We start from the raw sequence: 18,271 nt of genomic DNA, 5'->3' as shown, positions 1-18,271 counted from the left end.
CCTTTAATTGTCCGCCCCCCGAATGTATACTGCTGATCCACAGTAATATATAATTCTGCCTGATTACCGATCATGCCCGAACGGTTCTGTACCGGTACTGAAACAGCTGATTATACCAGTGCTACAGTCTCACGGCAGATTGCAAGCTCCTCGTTTGTCGGGATAACTGCAACCTTAACCTTGGAATCCGGTGTGGAGATCACGATTTCCTCGCCACGATGTCCGTTAGCATCTTTGTCAAGTGTTACGCCAAGGTATCCGAGATAGCTGACAACCTTCTCACGTACCGGGATCGCATTCTCACCGATACCTGCTGTGAAGACGATCGCGTCAACACCATTCATTGCTGCAACATATCCGCCTACGAATTTAGCGATGCCATAGCAGAGAACGTCGATGGCATTAGCTGCATCCTCGTTTCCGCCTTCAGCTGCCTCGTTGAGGTCACGGAAGTCGCTGGAAAGTCCGCCGGAAAGTCCGAGAAGACCAGATTTCTTGTTGAGTACGTTCATAACGCCCTCAATGTCCAGGTTCTCTTTCTTAGCAATGAACTCCATGATAGCCGGATCGATGTTACCGGAACGAGTTCCCATAACAACACCTTCAAGTGGTGTAAGACCCATTGTTGTATCTACACATTTGCCATTTACAACTGCGCTGATGGAAGATCCGTTTCCAAGGTGGCAGACAATAACTTTGGAGTTGTCTTTGTCAAGGCCAAGGAAATCAACAGCTCTCTTGGATACGAAGCTGTGGGATGTTCCGTGGAAACCGTATCTTCTTACTTTATATTTCTTGTAGAAGTCAAGCGGAAGTCCATAGAGATATGCTTTAGCAGGCATTGTCTGATGGAAAGCGGTATCAAATACGCCTACCTGCGGTACGCCTGGCATAAGCTCTGCACATACACGGATACCAATGAGGTTAGCCGGGTTGTGGAGCGGTGCAAGGTCATTGCACTCTTCTACTGCTTTGATCATCTCGTCTGTGATCACTGCGGAAGAAGCAAATTTCTCGCCTCCGTGTACGACACGATGTCCGATCGCATTAACCTCTTTAAGGCTTCCGATCGCACCTGTCTTATCGTTTGTAAGAGCATCCAGTACCATCTGGATTGCTTCTTTATGTGTTGGCATAGCTGCCTCTGTGATCTCTTTGTCACATCCGGCTTTCTGGTATACCAGTCTTCCGTCGATACCGATTCTCTCGCAGAGACCCTTTGCAAGTACATTCTCTGTCTCAGAATCGATTAACTGATATTTTAATGAAGAACTTCCACAGTTGATAACTAATACGTTCATGATTTAACTCTCCTGATCTTTTAATAATTATTTATCCTCTGCCTGGCACTGTACTGCTGTAATCGCTACAACACCTACGATATCATCTGCAGAGCATCCGCGAGACAGGTCGTTTACAGGTTTTGCGATACCCTGTGTAACAGGTCCGTATGCTTCTGCTTTACCAAGACGCTGAGCAAGCTTGTATCCGATGTTACCTGCATCAAGGTCAGGGAATACCAGTACATTAGCTTTACCTGCTACTTCGCTTCCCGGTGCTTTGGATGCGCCTACGCTTGGAACGATAGCTGCATCAAGCTGGAACTCTCCGTCAAGTTTAAGCTCCGGATGCTCCTCTTTGGCAATTCTTGTAGCCTCTACGACTTTATCTACGTCAGGATGCTTTGCACTTCCCTTAGTGGAGTGGGAAAGCATAGCTACGATCGGCTCCTCCTGAACAAGGAGTTTGAAGGACTCAGCAGAAGATGCTGCGATCGCAGAAAGCTCATCCGGAGTCGGGTTCTGGTTCAGACCGGAATCAGCAAATACGAATGCACCGTTTGCACCATACTCGCAATCCGGAACAACGATCAGGAAGAATGCGGATACAAGCTTGGTTCCCGGTTTTGTCTTCAGGATCTGAAGGCATGGACGAAGTGTATCTGCTGTAGAATGGCATGCACCGGATACCATACCGTCTGCATCCCCCATCTTAACCATCATTACGCCATAGTATGGGTACTGAGTATGAAGGATCTCTTTCGCTTTCTCAGGTGTCATTCCCTTCTTTGCTCTCAGCTCTACAAATTTATCAATATATGCCTGAGTTCTGTCAGATTTCTCCGGATCTACGATCTGTGCACCGGAAATATCAAAGCCGCCCTCTGCAGCTTTCTTGTTGATCTCTTCCTCATTACCGATGAGGATGATCTTTGCAACTCCCTCTTTCAGAATCTTGTCAGTTGCCTCAAGAGTTCTCATATCCTCTGTCTCTGGCAGTACAATTGTTTTTACGCTTTCTTTTGCTCTTTTTTTAAGCAGTTCAACAAATCCCATGATTAAATGGCTCCTTTCTTGATGTAACAAAAACGCTAGTGTCTGTTCGGGCACTACACTATGTTTATTATACCCCCTTACCCTTTTCTTTTCAAGCGTTTCATTGTCAGAAAATGGCTATACTGCGTATTTTTTGAAGTGCAATTGTTACTGTTTACCGACAATGTTCTGCGATGTGTTTTTTGTGGATAAAGATCACAGATGGCCCGAGGATTTCGGCGCATGATCATAAATTTGCGTGATTTCTGTATCTCACAAAGGGTGTTGCCGGGCCCAGAGCGGACAGCAGCATTCGGGTTTATGGCAGCAAAACAGATTTCGAATGCCGCTTAACTTTTTACATTGCTTATGTTAAAATAGCACCATTATTATAATATAAGAACTTATTTCAAGATTTGAATTTTCAGAAACGGCAGGTACTTTTTTATATGAAAATTGTTGGAATCATTGCAGAATATAACCCATTTCACAAAGGTCACGAATACCAGATCCGCTATGCCCGGGAGATCCTTGGTGCTGATTATATTGTGATCGCCATGAGCGGGGATTTTGTCCAAAGAGGGGCTCCTGCCCTTATGGAAAAACATCTCCGGGCTGAGATGGCTCTTCTCGGAGGCGCCGATCTGATCCTGGAAATGCCGGTACAGACAGCAACGGCCAGTGCGGAAGGATTTGCCGCAGGTGGCGTAAGCCTTCTTGACGGGCTTGGTGTTGTAGATGAGCTATGTTTCGGAAGCGAATGCGGAGATACAGAGACTCTTATGAATATTGCACAGATTCTTGTAAAGGAACCGTTTAAATACCGCAAACTCCTTCAGCAGAATCTTCGTACCGGAATGAGTTTTCCTGCTGCAAGAAGCAGTGCTTTGATCCGTTACATGCGAGAAAAAGCCACTTCCGTGTATAACACATTCGGCGTTTCATCAGAACATATTGAACTCATTCTTTCTTCTCCCAATAACATCCTGGGAATCGAATACTGCAAAGCGCTTCTCCGTCTTAACAGCCGTATCCTTCCTCATGCACTTTTAAGAAAGGGAAGTGGTTATCATGATACGGATTTTTCTCTGCTTTCCGACGAAGAATTTCCCTCTGCTTCCGGCATCCGGAGCCTTATGAAAAAATCCGAAGGAACTGTGCAGTCTGCTAATCTTTCCCGGTTGATCCCTTCTGCTTCCCTTCCCGGATTCCTGAATTCTCTCAAAAAAGGAGCATGGCTTTCTGACTCAGCACTGGATCTTCCTCTGCATTACAAACTGCTTCTGGAATCCGAAGAAACTTTAAAAATGTATCCGGAGCTTTCGGATGCACTGATCCGGCGTATCCTGAAATCCCGAAATCAATATGAAGGTTTTTCCCAGTTTGCGGATCTTTTGAAAACACGGGATATTACCCGTTCTGCTATCTGCCGCAGCCTTGTCCGGATCTTTCTTGACCAAAAAACAAAAGCACCCGGACACATTCCCTATGCCCGGGTACTTGGCTTCCAAAAAAACAGCGCTCCGCTTCTCAGCCAGATCAAGAAAAACGCCTCGATCCCGCTGATCACCAAAGCCGCCGATGCATCTGCGATCCTCGATGAAACTGCGTTTCGACTTTTTAATGAAACCTGTGCGGTTTCCAATCTTTACGAAATGCTTCTCTGCCACAAAACAGGTCAGCCTTTCATCCACGAGATGAAAAAACCGCTGCGGATCATTTAAGATCCACAGCGGCTTGAACGCTAATAAGTAATCTTTTCATGGCTTGAGATCGGATTTTGAACAACTTTCAGTTATTCAGTTTAATCCGCTTTTTCGGATCGCTTCCACTGCTTCCCGGATCTTCTCCGGCGGAAGTACCAGGGCGAAACGTACGTAGCCCTCTCCGTGGGGACCAAAGCTTGCTCCCGGAGTCACGATGACGCCGGCCTTTTCCATCAGTTCCATACAGAATGCCATGCTGTCGGTGCGGCCACCCGGGATCTTCGCCCAGACAAACATGGTGCCTTTTCCATTTGGAAGTTCCCATCCGATATCACGAAGTCCCTGGCAGAGAGCATCTCTTCTCTCCTGGTACTTCTGACACTGTTCTTTTACGCTGTCCAGCGGTCCCTGAAGTGCTGCAATAGCTGCTTTCTGAAGCGGCAGGAACATGCCGAAGTCGATCTGGCTTCTCAATTTGCGGAGCGCTGCGATCACATCCGGCCGGCCTACCAGAAAGCTAAGTCTTGCGCCTGTAACATTGAAGGATTTGGAAAGACTGAAAAATTCCACGCCAATATCTTTCGCTCCCGGAGTGGCCAAAAAACTTCCTCCAAATGCCCCGTCAAAAATAATATCGCTGTACGCATTATCATGAATGATCAGAATATCATATTTTTTCGCAAATTCCACGATTTCTTCGTAAAGTCCCGGAGTGGCAATGCTTCCTACCGGGTTGGACGGCAGGGATACTACCATATATTTAGCCTTATTCGCTATTTCTTCCGGAATTCCCTTTACATAGGGAAGGAAATCATGCTCTGCAACCAGCGGATAATAGTAAGGAACTGCTCCTGCCATCAGACTTCCTGCTGCAAATACGGGATAGCACGGATCCGGAAGAAGTACTGTATCTCCCTCATCACAAAGCGCCATGCCAAGATGCCCCATTCCTTCCTGACTTCCATAAACAGTCATTACCATGTCCGGTGTCAGTTCCACATCAAAACGTTTCTTATAATAAGTACAGACTGCGTCCAGAAGCTCCGGCAGATCGCGGAGACTGTATTTCCAGTTGTTATCATCCATAGCTGCTTCCGCTACAGCTTTCTTGATATATTCCGGAGTCTTGAAATCCGGAGTTCCCACACTCATGTTATAGATCTTCATGCCCTGTGCTTCCAGCTCCATACGCCGGTTGTTCAGAGCAGCAAAAATTTCATCTCCAAATCGGTCCAGTCTTTTTGAAAACTGCATATCATTCGTCCCTCTTCCATAATAAAATTAAACGGATATTCGCAATCCGCTTCGCTACTTGCTCATAAATGAAATCACAAAGTGATTTCATTTATTTTATCACGGTAACGTGACATACTCAAGAATTTTCATAAAAAAAGAACCATCACCTGTGTAAAGCAGCTATTCATTTTCCACTTTACACATGATCGGTAACGGTTCTTCATTATTTATTCCGTTTATTCAGACAAAAGAATACGGTCATTATCCAAAGCCTTGCCCACTCCCGTTTTAAATTTCTCAAGAAGGCCATCCACGGTCATATCCTTCTTCTCTTCCCCTCCGATATCCAGCACGATATTGCCGGAGTCCATCATCAGGATACGGTTACCAAGATCAATTGCTGACTGCATATTGTGTGTGATCATCAGACAGGTCAACTGATTTTCTTCCACGATCCGTCTGGTGAGATTAAGGACTTTCTCAGCAGTTCCCGGATCAAGGGCTGCAGTATGCTCGTCCAGAAGAAGTAATTTCGGCGGATTCATGGTTGCCATCAAAAGCGTCAGCGCCTGTCTCTGTCCACCGGAAAGAAGACCTACCGGATGACTCATCCGCTCTTCCAGCCCAATGTCCAGCTTCTTTAATTCCTCACGAAAACGCTCTTTTTCCTGCCGGGTCGTGCGGGAAAGCCACCCACCCTTGCCGGCTGCAAGTGCAAGATTCTCTTCGATCGTCATTCCCGGTGCAGTGCCACGCATCGGATCTTGATAAAGACGTCCGATCTCTTTTGCGCGTGCATGCTGCGGCATAAATGTGATATCCCTGCCATCCAGCTCGATTGAACCGGCATCTGTAAGAAAATCACCGCAGATCGCATTAAAAAGTGTTGATTTTCCTGCACCATTGGAACCGATGATCGTAGCAAAGTCGCCTTTTTTCAGTTCCAGGGAAAGATCTGTGATCGCCTTTTTTTCGTTTACGGTTCCCGGATTAAATGTTTTTGAAATATGGCTGATTTTTAACATAGATCATCTTCCCCCTTTTGCATGAGTCATTCTTCTTCGGATCTGCGGCCACTGTTTCTTAAGATATGGACCGGAAATTGCAAGAACAACGATCACAGAGGATACCAGCTTCAGCATAAATGCCGGCATATTGAACCGAAGTGCGATGGTATACACAAGGCGGAAGATAAAGGAACCAAGCACCATTCCCACCGCTCTCACAAAAATTCCTCCATGTCCGAGAAGAGTACCTCCGATCAGCAATGATGCCAGTGCGATGGTGACCATACCCTGACCGATGTTGATATCTACGGATTTCTGTGACTGAGACAGAAGACATCCGGAAAGTGCGGTAAATGCATTTGCCACGCAAAGGCCGATCACCGTTGTAAAGACCGGATTGATGGAGGAAGATTTTACCATATCAGAATTATTTCCGGTTGCCCGGATCGCAAGGCCAAGTCTTGTTTTCAGAAAGAATACCAGAAATACGATCACGAGGATCACTGCGATGGCTGCAATCAGGATATCTTCCCTGCCTTTTAACGGTGTACCTGCAAGCGCATCCTTCATCATGGTAAATACTGTGGTCGTCCGATTCATATTGATCAGGGATGAGCCTCCCATAACTGCGATATTTACGGAATATAACGCCGTATTTACAATGATACCTGCAAGCAGGCTGTCTACTCCCAGCTTCGTCTGCAGGATAGCCGTTACAAATCCTGATGTAACACCTGCTGCCATGGCTGCCGCAATGGACAGAAACGGATGTCCGCTTACAGCAACTACGGCTCCTACAGCGGCCCCGAAGGTAAAGCAGCCATCTGTAGAAAGGTCGCAGACATTCAGCATGGAATAACTAAGGAACAAAGCAAGAACTGTCAGAGAACAGATCAGTCCAAGCTTCAGGGCAGTCTCCCCGAGGGAGAGCATAGTTGCAATCGTCACAGTGATTTCCTCCAATTGGATTTATTTCATAACTGCTCACAAAAGTGAGCGGTTAATTTATTTTGATTCTACTTCATCAAAGCTTTCTGCAGTTGTGATCTCATTTACCTGTGTGCAGAGAGGCTCAAATGCCTTCTTTACGGTATCGAAATCAAGTCCAAGTGCCTTGCAGGTTTCTGTATTAACTGTTGCAGTACCATTGTCAAAGGTTTCAACAGCTGTCTTAGACGGATCCGCATTATCTATCAGGATGTCAGCGATCATATCGGCTGTTTTCTGTCCCAGATTTGCATAATCAACACCATATCCTACAAAGGCACCATTTAATGCAAAGGAGTCGGCACCTGTGTAGTGCGGGATTCCTGCGTCGATGAATTTTTCATAAATAGAAAGCTCTGCTGTCATGATGGTGTTGTCCGTAGGTGTAAATACGGCATCCACACCGTCAGCGATCAGTGCATCTGCTGCGAGCTGGACTTCATCTGTAGTGGTTCCGGTACGCTCTACATATTCGATTCCCTCTTTATCCAGATAATCTTTTGCTTCCTGGATCGCTGTTGTGGAGGAATCCTGTCCTACATCATAGAGAAGACCGATCTTCTTTACATCCGGATTCTGTGCCTGGATCAGCTTCATGATAGAAGAAGTATCCAGGTAATCGCTGGTTCCTGTGATATTTGCACCAGGAGCATCCAGAGAATCTACAAGACCGGAGCCAACCGGATCAGATACTGCGGAGAAAACAACCGGTGTATCGCTTCCCTCTGTAGCGGACTGCATACGCATTGCCACCGGTGTAGCCACACCAACCATCAGGTCAACCTTATCCGCCTGAAAATCTGAAATGATCTGTTCCATAACACTGGCATCTGCATTACAGTTATCATAAGACACATCAAATGTGACACCCTTTTCTTTGCCAAGCTCCTCCAGACGGGACTGGATGTTGTCTACGATCTGGTTCAGGGAAGCATCATCTACATAATTGCAGATGCCCACTTTAAAATCCTCCGCCATAACCGGGCTTGTCATCATCATAGTTGTTGCTGCTACTGCTGCTGCGATCACTAACATTCTTTTTTTCATGGTTTTGTTCTCCCTTCTTATTTCCGCTTATGATTACCTTTTGTACACCTTGCGGTCTGCTTTTCCGGAACAACTTTCATGCGACAGAATCGCTTTTCCTGTAACACAAAAACCGTCCCAAGCTTATATCATGCTTGAGACGGTAATAAAAGTTCTTTATTATCGCGGTACCACTCAAATTGACGAATCGTCCACTTTCCGGTGTACTAACATACACTCCTCATTGGTAACGGGTTCGGTTCCCGTCGGCGCCTACTGTACAGATAAATAGTTCGGGCCGCCCTCGAAAGTCCATTCAACATCTGGTCCCCTGCGGATTTCCACCATCACCGCTCTCTGTGAAGCTTCCTGAAATGTTTACTTCTCTTTCTCACTGGTTTGTTTTTTAAGTTGTGTTTACTTTAGCACATCAACGTGAGTCTGTCAAGCCCAAAAATAAAATTAATTCTTAAAGCTGTGGATCGGTGCCGGGATCCTTCCACCTCTCTGTACAAATGCATCACAGGAGAAGGAATTTACAGGCATGATCGGAGCATAGCCAAGAAGACCTCCGAACTCAACCGTTTCGCCCACACCCTTACCGATAACCGGGATAAGACGTACTGCAGTTGTCTTCTGATTTACCATACCGATGGCAGACTCATCTGCGATGATACCTGCCAGTGTAGTCGCCTTGGTATCTCCCGGAACTGCGATCATGTCCAGACCAACAGAGCATACACAGGTCATGGCTTCCAGCTTCTCCAGAGTAAGAGCTCCCTCGTTTACCGCATCGATCATTCCCTGATCCTCGCTGACAGGAATAAAGGCACCACTTAATCCGCCCACAGCAGCTGCTGCCATAACGCCGCCTTTCTTCACCTGGTCGTTGAGAAGTGCAAGCGCTGCAGTTGTTCCAGGTGCACCGGCTCTCTCAAGGCCGATCTCTTCCAGGATCTCAGCTACGGAATCACCGATAGCCGGTGTCGGTGCAAGAGAAAGATCCACAATACCAAACGGCACGTCAAGACGCTTGGATGCCTCACGTGCAACCAGCTGTCCAACTCGTGTAACTTTGAATGCGGTACGTTTGATCATCTCGCAAAGAGTTCCGAAGTCCTCGCCACGAACCTGCTCCAGAGCTTTCTTTACAACGCCAGGGCCACTGACACCTACGTTGATGATGCAGTCCGCCTCTGTGACACCGTGGAACGCGCCTGCCATAAACGGGTTATCATCCGGTGCGTTACAGAATACTACCAGCTTGGCACATCCAAGAGAATCCTGGTCCTTAGTAGCCTCTGCTGTTGCGAGGATGATCTCGCCCATCAGCTTTACGGCATCCATGTTGATACCGGTCTTGGTGGAACCAACGTTTACAGAACTGCAGACGCGCTCTGTTTCTGCCATTGCCTGAGGAATGGAGCGGATAAGAAGCTCCTCTGCCGGAGTCATTCCTTTGCTTACCAGTGCAGAATATCCGCCGATAAAGTTAACGCCAACTTCCTTGGCACATTTATCCAGCGTTCTTGCGATGGTCACAAAATCCTCCGGTTTCTTACATGCAGCCCCGCCAACCAGAGCAATGGGTGTTACGGAAATTCGTTTATTTACAACCGGGATACCGTACTCGGTTGCGATCTCATCACCGGTAGCTACCAGATTTCTGGCCTTTGTGGTGATCTTTTCGTATATTTTCTGATTCAGTGCATCCAGGTCAGGATCGATACAGTCCAGAAGGCTGATACCCATGGTGATGGTACGCACATCCAGATTCTCCTGCTCGATCATTTTATTTGTCTCGTTTACCTCAAAAATATTGATCATTTTATTTTCTCCCTGATGATTGATGTAAAGTAGATATCATATGCATTGGCAATCCGCATTCGCTGCTTGATCATACTCGATGCATCATGTTAAAAATATCTTCATGCTGGCAGTGGATCACAACACCGATCTCCTTGCCCAGATTTTCAAGCTCTTTTGCAAGTTCACCGCCATCCTTTTCACATTTTGCTGTGTCTGCGATCATCATCATGTTGAAGTAACCCTGAACGATGGTCTGAGAAATATCCAGAATATTAACCTGATTCTCTGCAAGATATGTACAAACCTTTGCAATAATTCCTACTGTGTCATTTCCTACTACTGTGATAATTGTCTTCTTCATCGTTTTTTCCTTTCTACACTGTGATTATTTCTGATATGTGATCCCTCTTCGCTACCTGGATCTTAAAATCCCTGGAACGGTACGGGTTGTCACCAAGTGTCACCTCCGAGCACACAGTCTCGTAGGCAAGTTCTTCATAGTTGTTTTCTCTGCTTAAATGGCCAAGAAAAACCGCCTTCAGATTATCATGGAGGATCCGACAGAGCAGACGTCCTGCATTCTCATTGGAGAGATGCCCACGGTCTCCCAGAATCCTCTGTTTGAGATAATAAGGGTATTTTCCAACCTGAAGCATGCGGATGTCATGATTTGCTTCCAAAAGCACCGCATCCAGATTCTCCAGATTTTTTACAATGTAATCATTATATTTTCCAAGGTCCGTGGCAATGCCCACAGAATGCTCTCCGCATTCCAGGCGGTAACCCACCGGCTGTGCAGCATCATGGGGAATGGTAAAAGGATTTACCGTCAGGTCCTTGATCTCAAAAGGCTCATCCTCCCGGATCTCGTGGATCAGTCCCTCCGGCATTTTTCCAAGGGATTTCATACGAAGCATGGCATCTGCGGTTCCACCTGTGGTATAGATGGGAATTCCGTATTTTCTGGAGATCACTCCCAGTCCCTTGATATGGTCGGAATGTTCATGTGTGATCAGGATGCCGTCCACATCTTTCCCTGTAAGATCCAGGGAATTCAGGCCTTTTTCGATACTCTTCCCGCTGATCCCCACATCTACCAGAACATGTGCCTCCTCAGATCCCACATAAATACAGTTGCCGCTGCTTCCGCTGGCAATACTACAAAGTCTCATTTCTCTCTATCCCTTCTCTGATCTGTCTCCGGGTACTCTTCAGATCTCCATTATTCTCGATCACATAATCCGTATGTTCTCTGAAAACCTGGTCAGATACCTGGTTTCGGATAATGCCAAGAGATTTCTCTCTGGAATAGCCACGGCTTTCCATCAGACGACGGATCCGGATTTCCTCCTCTGTATACACATACCAGACTTCATCACAGAATTCCTGATAATTCTCTTCCAGAAAAAGAGCAGCTTCCACAACACAGATCTCTCTTCCGGCTTCCTTCTGTTCTCCAAGAAGATCTAGGATTCTCTGCTTTACAGCCGGATGGATGATCCCGTTTAATTTCAAAAGCATATCCTTATCTGTGAATACTACATCAGAAATCCGTCTCCGGTCAATAGTTTTATCTTTTTTTATGATTTCTTTTCCAAACAATGCGATCACCGCATCGTAACATTCTTCCCCCGGTTCCATCAGAATGTGACCAAGCTGGTCTGCCTGGATCACATATGCCTGGAAATCTTCTTCCAGGATTCCAAGCACTGTACTTTTTCCGGCCCCTACTCCGCCGGTTACTCCGATCACTCTCATTTATTTCGCCTCATACCAGCTGTCACCCTGGTGCATATCTACGTCAAGTTCCACTGCAAGGTCTGCCGCTCCCTTCATCTCTTCTTCCAGAATACGGGAAACTTCCTCGATCTCTTCTTTCTTTGTCTCGATCAGAAGCTCATCGTGAACCTGCAGCACCAGCCTTGAACGCAGTCCCTCTTTTTTCATTCGTTCATAAACATGATTCATGGCTATTTTGATGATATCTGCTGCAGTACCCTGGATCGGAGAGTTCATGGCTACACGTTCTCCGAAGGAGCGCTGCATGAAATTACTGGATCTCAGCTCCGGCACGGGCCTTCGTCTGCCGAACATAGTTGTCACATAACCGTGTTCCTTGCCATCCTTTACCAGACCGTCCAGAAAGCCCTTGATCTTCGGATAGGTCTCGAAATATTTCTCAATATAGGCAGCTGCCTCTTTTCTGGTAATACTCAAATCCTGGCTCAGTCCAAAGGAACTGATCCCATAAACGATTCCGAAATTTACCGCCTTGGCATTTCTTCGCTGAAGAGATGTCACTTCATCCAGCGGCACATGAAACACCTGGGATGCGGTGAGCCGGTGGATATCCTCCGCCTCACGATAAGCCTGGATCAGTTTTTCATCACCGGACATATGTGCCAGCACACGAAGCTCGATCTGGGAATAATCAGCATCCAGAAATACAAATCCCTCTTCCGGCACAAAAACCTTACGGATCAGCCTTCCCAGCTCCATGCGGACCGGTATGTTTTGAAGATTCGGATCTGTGCTGCTGATACGACCGGTTGCTGTGATCGTCTGATTAAAAGTAGAGTGGATCCTTCCATCTTCTCCGATCACATTTCCGAGACCATCTGCATAAGTGGATTTCAGCTTAGTCAGCTGGCGGTACTCCAGGATATCTTTTACGATGGCATGATCCGGCGCCAGCTTATCCAGGATATCCGCCGCTGTGGAATAGCCGGTCTTGGTCTTCTTTCCACCTGGAAGTCCCAGCTTTTCAAAAAGGATCACACCCAGCTGTTTCGGGGAATTGATATTAAACTCCTCCCCTGCTTCCTGCCAGATGGTTTTTTCCAGCTCCTGGATACGGACTTTAAGTTTTTCACCATAGCTCTTAAGCTCTTCACCCTTAACGGAAATCCCCCATTTTTCCATGGAATCCAGGGTAAAGACAAGAGGAAGCTCGATCTCATCATAAACCTTACGCATGCCTGTTTCATCCAGTTTTTCAAGAAGAACCTTTCGGGCCATGCAGGGCACAAACGCCTGATAACAGGCATAATTTCCAAGGCATTCCAGTTCCTCTTCCCAGGCCTTTTTCAGAGAAGTCTTTCCAAGAAGGTCTTCCTTTGAGGGGAGCATCATACCATCCAGATATTCTCTGGCGATGTCATCATAGGAATAGGAAGATTTCAGCGGGTTCAGAAGATATGCAGCAACCCCCGCATCAAAAACCTTCTTCGGATCATCAAGGGAAACATGTTTGAGAACTGATTTAATATCCATAGCACAGAGCACCGTACTGTCCGCCAGAGTTTTCAATTTTCCGCAAAGGTAATCCCCTGTGAGAAGTCCTCCTACCGGAATCTGATAGATTTCTTTTTCATCCAGGACCAATCCCACGGTATACACCTGATCCGGATCTGCAAGAACAGAAATACCCACCTGATCTTTCTGCGATGCTTTTTCAAACAGTGCCTCCACACCGGAAAGATCATTACAGGTAAAAAATTCCAGTTCCATGGAGGAATCTGCTGTCGTAGCCGGATCAAAACGGTTCAGCATGTTCTTAAATTCCAGGCGTTTACACAATTCATATGCCTCCGGAGTATAGGGATTTTCCACTTTCGCTTTTTCGTAGGAAAATTCCAGCGGACTATCTGTGTTGATGGTTGCAAGCTCTTTGGAAAGCTGTGCCAGATCATAATGCTCGCGGAGAGATTCTTTCGCCTTATTAGGCTTTACCTCTTCCAGATGCTCATGAGCATTCTCAATGGAACCGAACTGCACGATCATCTTGGTCGCGGTTTTCTCTCCAACGCCCGGGATTCCCGGAATATTATCGGAGCTGTCGCCCATCAGCGCTTTCAGTTCTATGATCTGCGGCGGCGTTACCTGATATTTCTCAAGAACTTCCGCTGTATGGTAGTTTTCAATGGTTGTCTTTCCCCGGACAGTCTTCGGAAGCCGGATCAGCACCTTATCTGTGGCAAGCTGAAGAAGATCACGGTCTCCGGAAAGAATGGTAACATCCATACCCTTTGCTTCACTTCTTCTGGCGACCGTACCAAGAAGATCATCTGCTTCATAGCCTTCCAGGGACATGATGTTGATTCCCATGGCAGAAAGCATCTCCTTGATCAGCGGAACCTGTTCCCGAAGCTCCTCCGGCATGGGTTTTCGGGTACCTTTATAAGCTTCATATCTCTTATGCCGGAACGTAGGTGCACTCAGATCAAATGCAACGGTAAGATACTCCGGCTTCTCTTCCTCCATGATCCTGAACATAATATTCAGAAATCCATATACCGCTCCTGTATGGCATCCTTCTGCATTGGTAAGATCCGGCAGACCATAAAACGCACGGTTCAGGATGCTGTGACCATCGATCAGTAATATTTTTTCACTCAAAATCAAATTCCCTCCTTCAGTTCCAGGATCACAAAAACAAGAAAGACCACCAGTGCCGCGATCAGAACGCAGACTGCCACTGCAGCGATCGCTCTGTGAAATTTCTTTTTTCGGATATACCTTCTGGATTTTCGGATATCCTCTTCCAGAAGCTCCTTAAAATCCAGAACAGTATCTTCCTGTTTCTCATCCAGCTGCTGCATGGCCTTATGTACAATGAAATATGTGGCAAGCTCATCGTAGCAGGAGGAACACTTCTCAATATGCTCTAGAAAATCCTCCAGATCATTCAACGGCAACGTATGATCGATATATTTATTAACCATTCCCTCTGCAATACGACAGTTCATATTTTCCCTCTCTTTCAAAGCAGCGGATTCTCCCATATGATAAGCCTCTTCTGAGATCCCGCTTCACAATTTGCCCCAGACTGGGGAAATATTTCCCAGAATATTATATCATTATAGCGAATTAAACGTTGAATGACAAGGGCGGTTTCCTGTGGTATACTTGAGATATCCCGGTCAGAAAACAGAAAAACTGACCAAATATGAAAATCCAGGCAAGGAGGATCACCATTATGAAATCTATAGCAATCGTTACAGACAGTAACTGCGGCATGTCTCCCGCTCAGGTAAAAGACCTTGGCATCTACATGCTTCCAATGCCGTTTTTTATAGATGATAAGGAATATCTGGAAGACATTGACATGAACCAATCAGAGTTCTTTCAGCATCTTGAACAAAATCCAGGCTGCAAAGTTTCCACATCCCAGCCCACACCGGAATCCGTCACTACCCTCTGGGACAAGCTGCTCAAAGACTACGACGAGATCGTACATATCCCCATGTCCAGCGGTCTCTCCAGTTCCATGCAGACTGCCCGCATGCTTGCAGAAGACTATGATGGCCGTGTACGTGTCGTAAACAACCAGAGGATCTCCGGAACCTTACGTTACTCTGCCATCGAGGCTATCCAGCAGGCTAAAAACGGTCTCTCTGCCGATGAGATTGGAACTTGGCTGGAAGAAACCCGCTTCGACTCCAGCATCTATATCACTGTAGCTACTCTGAAGTACCTGAAACAGGGCGGCCGCATCACTCCTGCAGCTGCAGCCATCGGAACCATGCTCCGTCTGAAACCGGTTCTGCAGATCCAGGGCGAAAAGCTGGACGCCTTCTCCAAGGCCCGCACCATGACCCAGGCAAAAAACACTATGACTAAAGCCATCAAAGATGACATTGCAGACCGCTTTGGAGAAAAGATCAACCTGGATGTCATCCACTCCCACAACCTGGAAGCAGCCGAAGAATTCCAAAAAGAAGTCCTCACCACCTTCCCGAATATCGGTGAAGTCAACATCTTCCCTCTCTCCCTGAGCGTCTCCTGCCACATCGGCCCCGGAAGTCTGGCACTCACCTGTTCCAAGGTACACCCGGAAATATGGTAAAGACTAGTCAGAAGCAATCCACATGGCCAGAGCACAGCCGGAGGGAATACTTCTGTATGGCTCTGTCTCTGGAGGAGGGCTGCTAGTCCTTAGGTTCTGGAAATCTGCGTTATAAAAAAAAGTTCGGCTGTCTGAGCGGCAACAAGCCGCGAGTTCCGAACTTTTTTTAATGGTTTTAGCAGATTTTCAGGGCCTTAGAACTAACGCCCAACGGAAGCCGAAGACCTTACAGAAGTATTCCCTTCGGCGTCCCTCCCGCCAACATATTTAATTTTCCTGTGTATTCTCAATCTCCACCGGCGCTTCATTCAAGATCTTCATAAACTCCTCACCGGTGATCGTCTCATGCTCATACAGATACTTGGCAATCTCATGGAGCTTTCCGATGTTATCTGTCAGGATCTTCGTAGCCTTTTCATGCTCCCGTCTTACAAGCTCCACAACCTTCTTATCCAAAAGCGTCTGCGTCTCAAAGGAACAGGTTAGACTTGCATCTCCGCCAAGATACTGATTGCTTACATTTTCCATGGCAACCATGTCAAAATCATCACTCATACCATACCTGCTGATCATCGCTCTGGCAATCTTAGTCGCCTGCTCAATATCATTGGAGGCACCGGTAGTAATGGAATGGAAGATCAGCTCTTCCGCTGCACGGCCGCCTGTAAATGTAGCGATCTTATTCTCCAGTTCTTCCTTAGTCATCAGGAAATGTTCCTGCTCATCTACCTGCATGGTATATCCCAGTGCACCGGAGGTACGTGGAATGATCGTGATCTTATGGACCGGTGCAGAATCTGTCTGCTTGGCAGCAACCAGTGCATGACCAACCTCATGATAGGAAACGATCAGCTTTTCCTTATTGGAAAGTACACGGTTCTTTTTCTGATATCCGGCAATAACAACTTCGATGCTTTCTTCAAAATCCGCCTGTGTGGCAAATTTCCGTCCGTCGCGGACTGCACGGAGAGCTGCCTCGTTGACAATATTGGCAAGCTCCGCACCGGAGGCACCGACTGCCGCCTTGGCAATTTCATCAAACCGGACTGTATCCGCAATTTTGATCTTCTTGGCATGAACCTTCAGGATTTCCTCACGCCCCTGAAGATCCGGAAGCTCAACCGGGATCCTTCTGTCAAAACGTCCCGGGCGAAGAAGTGCAGGGTCAAGGGAATCCGGTCGGTTGGTAGCTGCCAGGATCACAACACCCTTGGAACCGTCAAAACCGTCCATCTCTGTCAAAAGCTGGTTCAGTGTCTGCTCACGCTCATCGTTTCCGCCGCCCATTCCGGAGCCGTCACGTTTCTTGCCGATCGTATCGATCTCATCAATAAATACGATACATGGTGCCTTCTCATTGGCCTGTTTAAAAAGATCACGGACCTTGGCAGCACCCATACCCACAAACATCTCCACAAATTCCGAACCGGAAATTGAGAAAAACGGAACCTCCGCCTCACCGGCAACTGCCTTGGCAAGAAGAGTTTTACCGGTTCCGGGAGGGCCTACAAGAAGGGCACCCTTCGGCATGGAAGCACCGATCTCTCTGTATTTCTCCGGATTATGAAGGAAATCTACAATTTCCGTCAAAAGCTCCTTGGCTTCATCCTCACCGGCAACATCTGAAAATTTGATTCCCGTAGAGGATTTCACATAAACCTTGGCATTGCTTTTGCCAAAGGACATCATTCCTCCCGGTCCTCCGTTTCCCATGGAACTCATCATCTTCTTGCTGAGCCAGCGTCCCAGGAGAATAAAAATTGCGATCGGGAGTACATATCCCAGGATCAGAGATAAAAGCAGGGACTGTCTCTGCGGTGCAGTACCCTCTATACTTACGCCCGCATCGTAAAGATGGGATACAAGATCCTGATCCTCTACAGATACCGTCTTACAATAGACATCATTTCCATCTACCTTCATCGTATAATAGATATAATCAGAATTAATAGTTGCTTCATATACTTTTCCTCTGTCTACAGCTTTCAGGAAGGTGGTGTAATCGGTCTCTTTTACACTTCTCTCAGAAAGAGCAGGAAGAGCAAAAACATTCAGCAAAACAATAATTACGACCGCAATAATGTAATATACATACAGCGGCCGCTTCTCTGGTTTTTTTGAATTCAGATTCATGCAGTCTCCTCCGTTATCTTATAGTATATTGCTATATCCACAGTGCTATATCAAGTGGTACAGCCTTGTAGTACACTCTACCACTTTTTTCAGTCAATTTCAAGGATGCCTCATCCGATTTCATAAACTTTTTAGAATTAAAAATATTTCCAAATAATACCTTTATTCTGAAAAAATCCTTGCAAGCCACCTGATACTGTGCTA

Annotated in this window: 15 protein-coding genes and 1 other annotated feature; of the genes, 2 read left to right on the top strand and 13 right to left on the bottom strand. The window is 46.6% G+C overall.

The window, feature by feature from the left end; all coding sequences use genetic code 11:
• Positions 1-110: 110 nt before the first annotated feature.
• Positions 111-1,301, bottom strand: coding sequence for an acetate/propionate family kinase (locus CCC17_RS06495; protein ID WP_118369303.1), 1,191 nt, complete (start codon positions 1,299-1,301; stop codon positions 111-113).
• Between the two features lie 27 nt (positions 1,302-1,328).
• Positions 1,329-2,336: a phosphate acetyltransferase gene (pta, locus tag CCC17_RS06490; RefSeq protein ID WP_015525244.1), complete on the bottom strand. Its 1,008-nt coding sequence runs from the start codon at positions 2,334-2,336 to the stop codon at positions 1,329-1,331.
• A 428-nt stretch (positions 2,337-2,764) separates the two neighbouring features.
• Here pta and CCC17_RS06485 point away from each other — a divergent pair, with 428 nt between their 5' ends.
• Positions 2,765-4,039, top strand: a complete 1,275-nt coding sequence (locus CCC17_RS06485) for a tRNA(Met) cytidine acetate ligase (RefSeq protein WP_287082758.1) — start codon at positions 2,765-2,767, stop codon at positions 4,037-4,039.
• Between the two features lie 75 nt (positions 4,040-4,114).
• Here the strand turns inward: CCC17_RS06485 and CCC17_RS06480 are convergent, their stop codons facing one another.
• From CCC17_RS06480 to CCC17_RS06435, 10 genes are all read right to left on the bottom strand, one after another.
• A complete protein-coding gene (locus CCC17_RS06480) occupies positions 4,115-5,275 on the bottom strand; it encodes a pyridoxal phosphate-dependent aminotransferase (protein ID WP_118369301.1) in 1,161 nt (386 codons plus the stop codon).
• A 218-nt stretch (positions 5,276-5,493) separates the two neighbouring features.
• Positions 5,494-6,282 (bottom strand): ABC transporter ATP-binding protein, encoded by a 789-nt coding sequence (locus tag CCC17_RS06475; RefSeq protein ID WP_015525247.1) that lies wholly within the window; start codon positions 6,280-6,282, stop codon positions 5,494-5,496.
• A gap of 3 nt (positions 6,283-6,285) precedes the next feature.
• On the bottom strand, positions 6,286-7,197 hold the full coding sequence (locus CCC17_RS06470) for an ABC transporter permease (protein WP_118624922.1): 912 nt from the start codon (positions 7,195-7,197) through the stop codon (positions 6,286-6,288).
• A gap of 72 nt (positions 7,198-7,269) precedes the next feature.
• Complete coding sequence (locus CCC17_RS06465; protein ID WP_021652537.1) at positions 7,270-8,298, bottom strand: ABC transporter substrate-binding protein; 1,029 nt, start codon at positions 8,296-8,298, stop codon at positions 7,270-7,272.
• A gap of 132 nt (positions 8,299-8,430) precedes the next feature.
• Positions 8,431-8,681, bottom strand: a binding site (T-box leader).
• A gap of 58 nt (positions 8,682-8,739) precedes the next feature.
• Positions 8,740-10,104, bottom strand: a complete 1,365-nt coding sequence (locus CCC17_RS06460; RefSeq protein WP_015525248.1) for a PFL family protein — start codon at positions 10,102-10,104, stop codon at positions 8,740-8,742.
• Positions 10,105-10,174: 70 nt separating this feature from the next.
• Positions 10,175-10,447, bottom strand: a complete 273-nt coding sequence (locus tag CCC17_RS06455) for an ACT domain-containing protein (RefSeq protein WP_015525249.1) — start codon at positions 10,445-10,447, stop codon at positions 10,175-10,177.
• A 13-nt stretch (positions 10,448-10,460) separates the two neighbouring features.
• Positions 10,461-11,258 carry an MBL fold metallo-hydrolase gene (locus CCC17_RS06450; RefSeq protein ID WP_022427103.1) on the bottom strand — a complete coding sequence of 266 codons (798 nt, stop codon included), beginning with the start codon at positions 11,256-11,258 and terminating at the stop codon, positions 10,461-10,463.
• Positions 11,245-11,844, bottom strand: a complete 600-nt coding sequence (coaE, locus tag CCC17_RS06445; protein ID WP_287082757.1) for a dephospho-CoA kinase — start codon at positions 11,842-11,844, stop codon at positions 11,245-11,247. Before coaE ends, CCC17_RS06450 begins: the two co-directional genes overlap by 14 nt.
• Positions 11,845-14,484 (bottom strand): DNA polymerase I, encoded by a 2,640-nt coding sequence (gene polA / locus CCC17_RS06440; RefSeq protein ID WP_287082755.1) that lies wholly within the window; start codon positions 14,482-14,484, stop codon positions 11,845-11,847. It lies immediately after the preceding gene.
• Positions 14,485-14,486: 2 nt separating this feature from the next.
• Positions 14,487-14,870, bottom strand: a complete 384-nt coding sequence (locus CCC17_RS06435) for an anti-sigma factor family protein (protein WP_022427101.1) — start codon at positions 14,868-14,870, stop codon at positions 14,487-14,489.
• Positions 14,871-15,064: 194 nt separating this feature from the next.
• Here CCC17_RS06435 and CCC17_RS06430 point away from each other — a divergent pair, with 194 nt between their 5' ends.
• A complete protein-coding gene (locus CCC17_RS06430) occupies positions 15,065-15,934 on the top strand; it encodes a DegV family protein (protein WP_129975042.1) in 870 nt (289 codons plus the stop codon).
• A gap of 267 nt (positions 15,935-16,201) precedes the next feature.
• On the opposite strand, the gene ftsH is transcribed toward CCC17_RS06430, so the two are convergent.
• Positions 16,202-18,067 (bottom strand): ATP-dependent zinc metalloprotease FtsH, encoded by a 1,866-nt coding sequence (gene ftsH / locus CCC17_RS06425; RefSeq protein WP_015525255.1) that lies wholly within the window; start codon positions 18,065-18,067, stop codon positions 16,202-16,204.
• Positions 18,068-18,271: the final 204 nt, after the last annotated feature.

This window comes from Blautia sp. LMAG:36 (assembly GCF_008680535.1).
Taxonomy (GTDB): Bacteria; Bacillota; Clostridia; order Lachnospirales; family Lachnospiraceae; genus Blautia_A; species Blautia_A fusiformis.
This window is presented reverse-complemented; position numbering and strand designations above follow the sequence as displayed.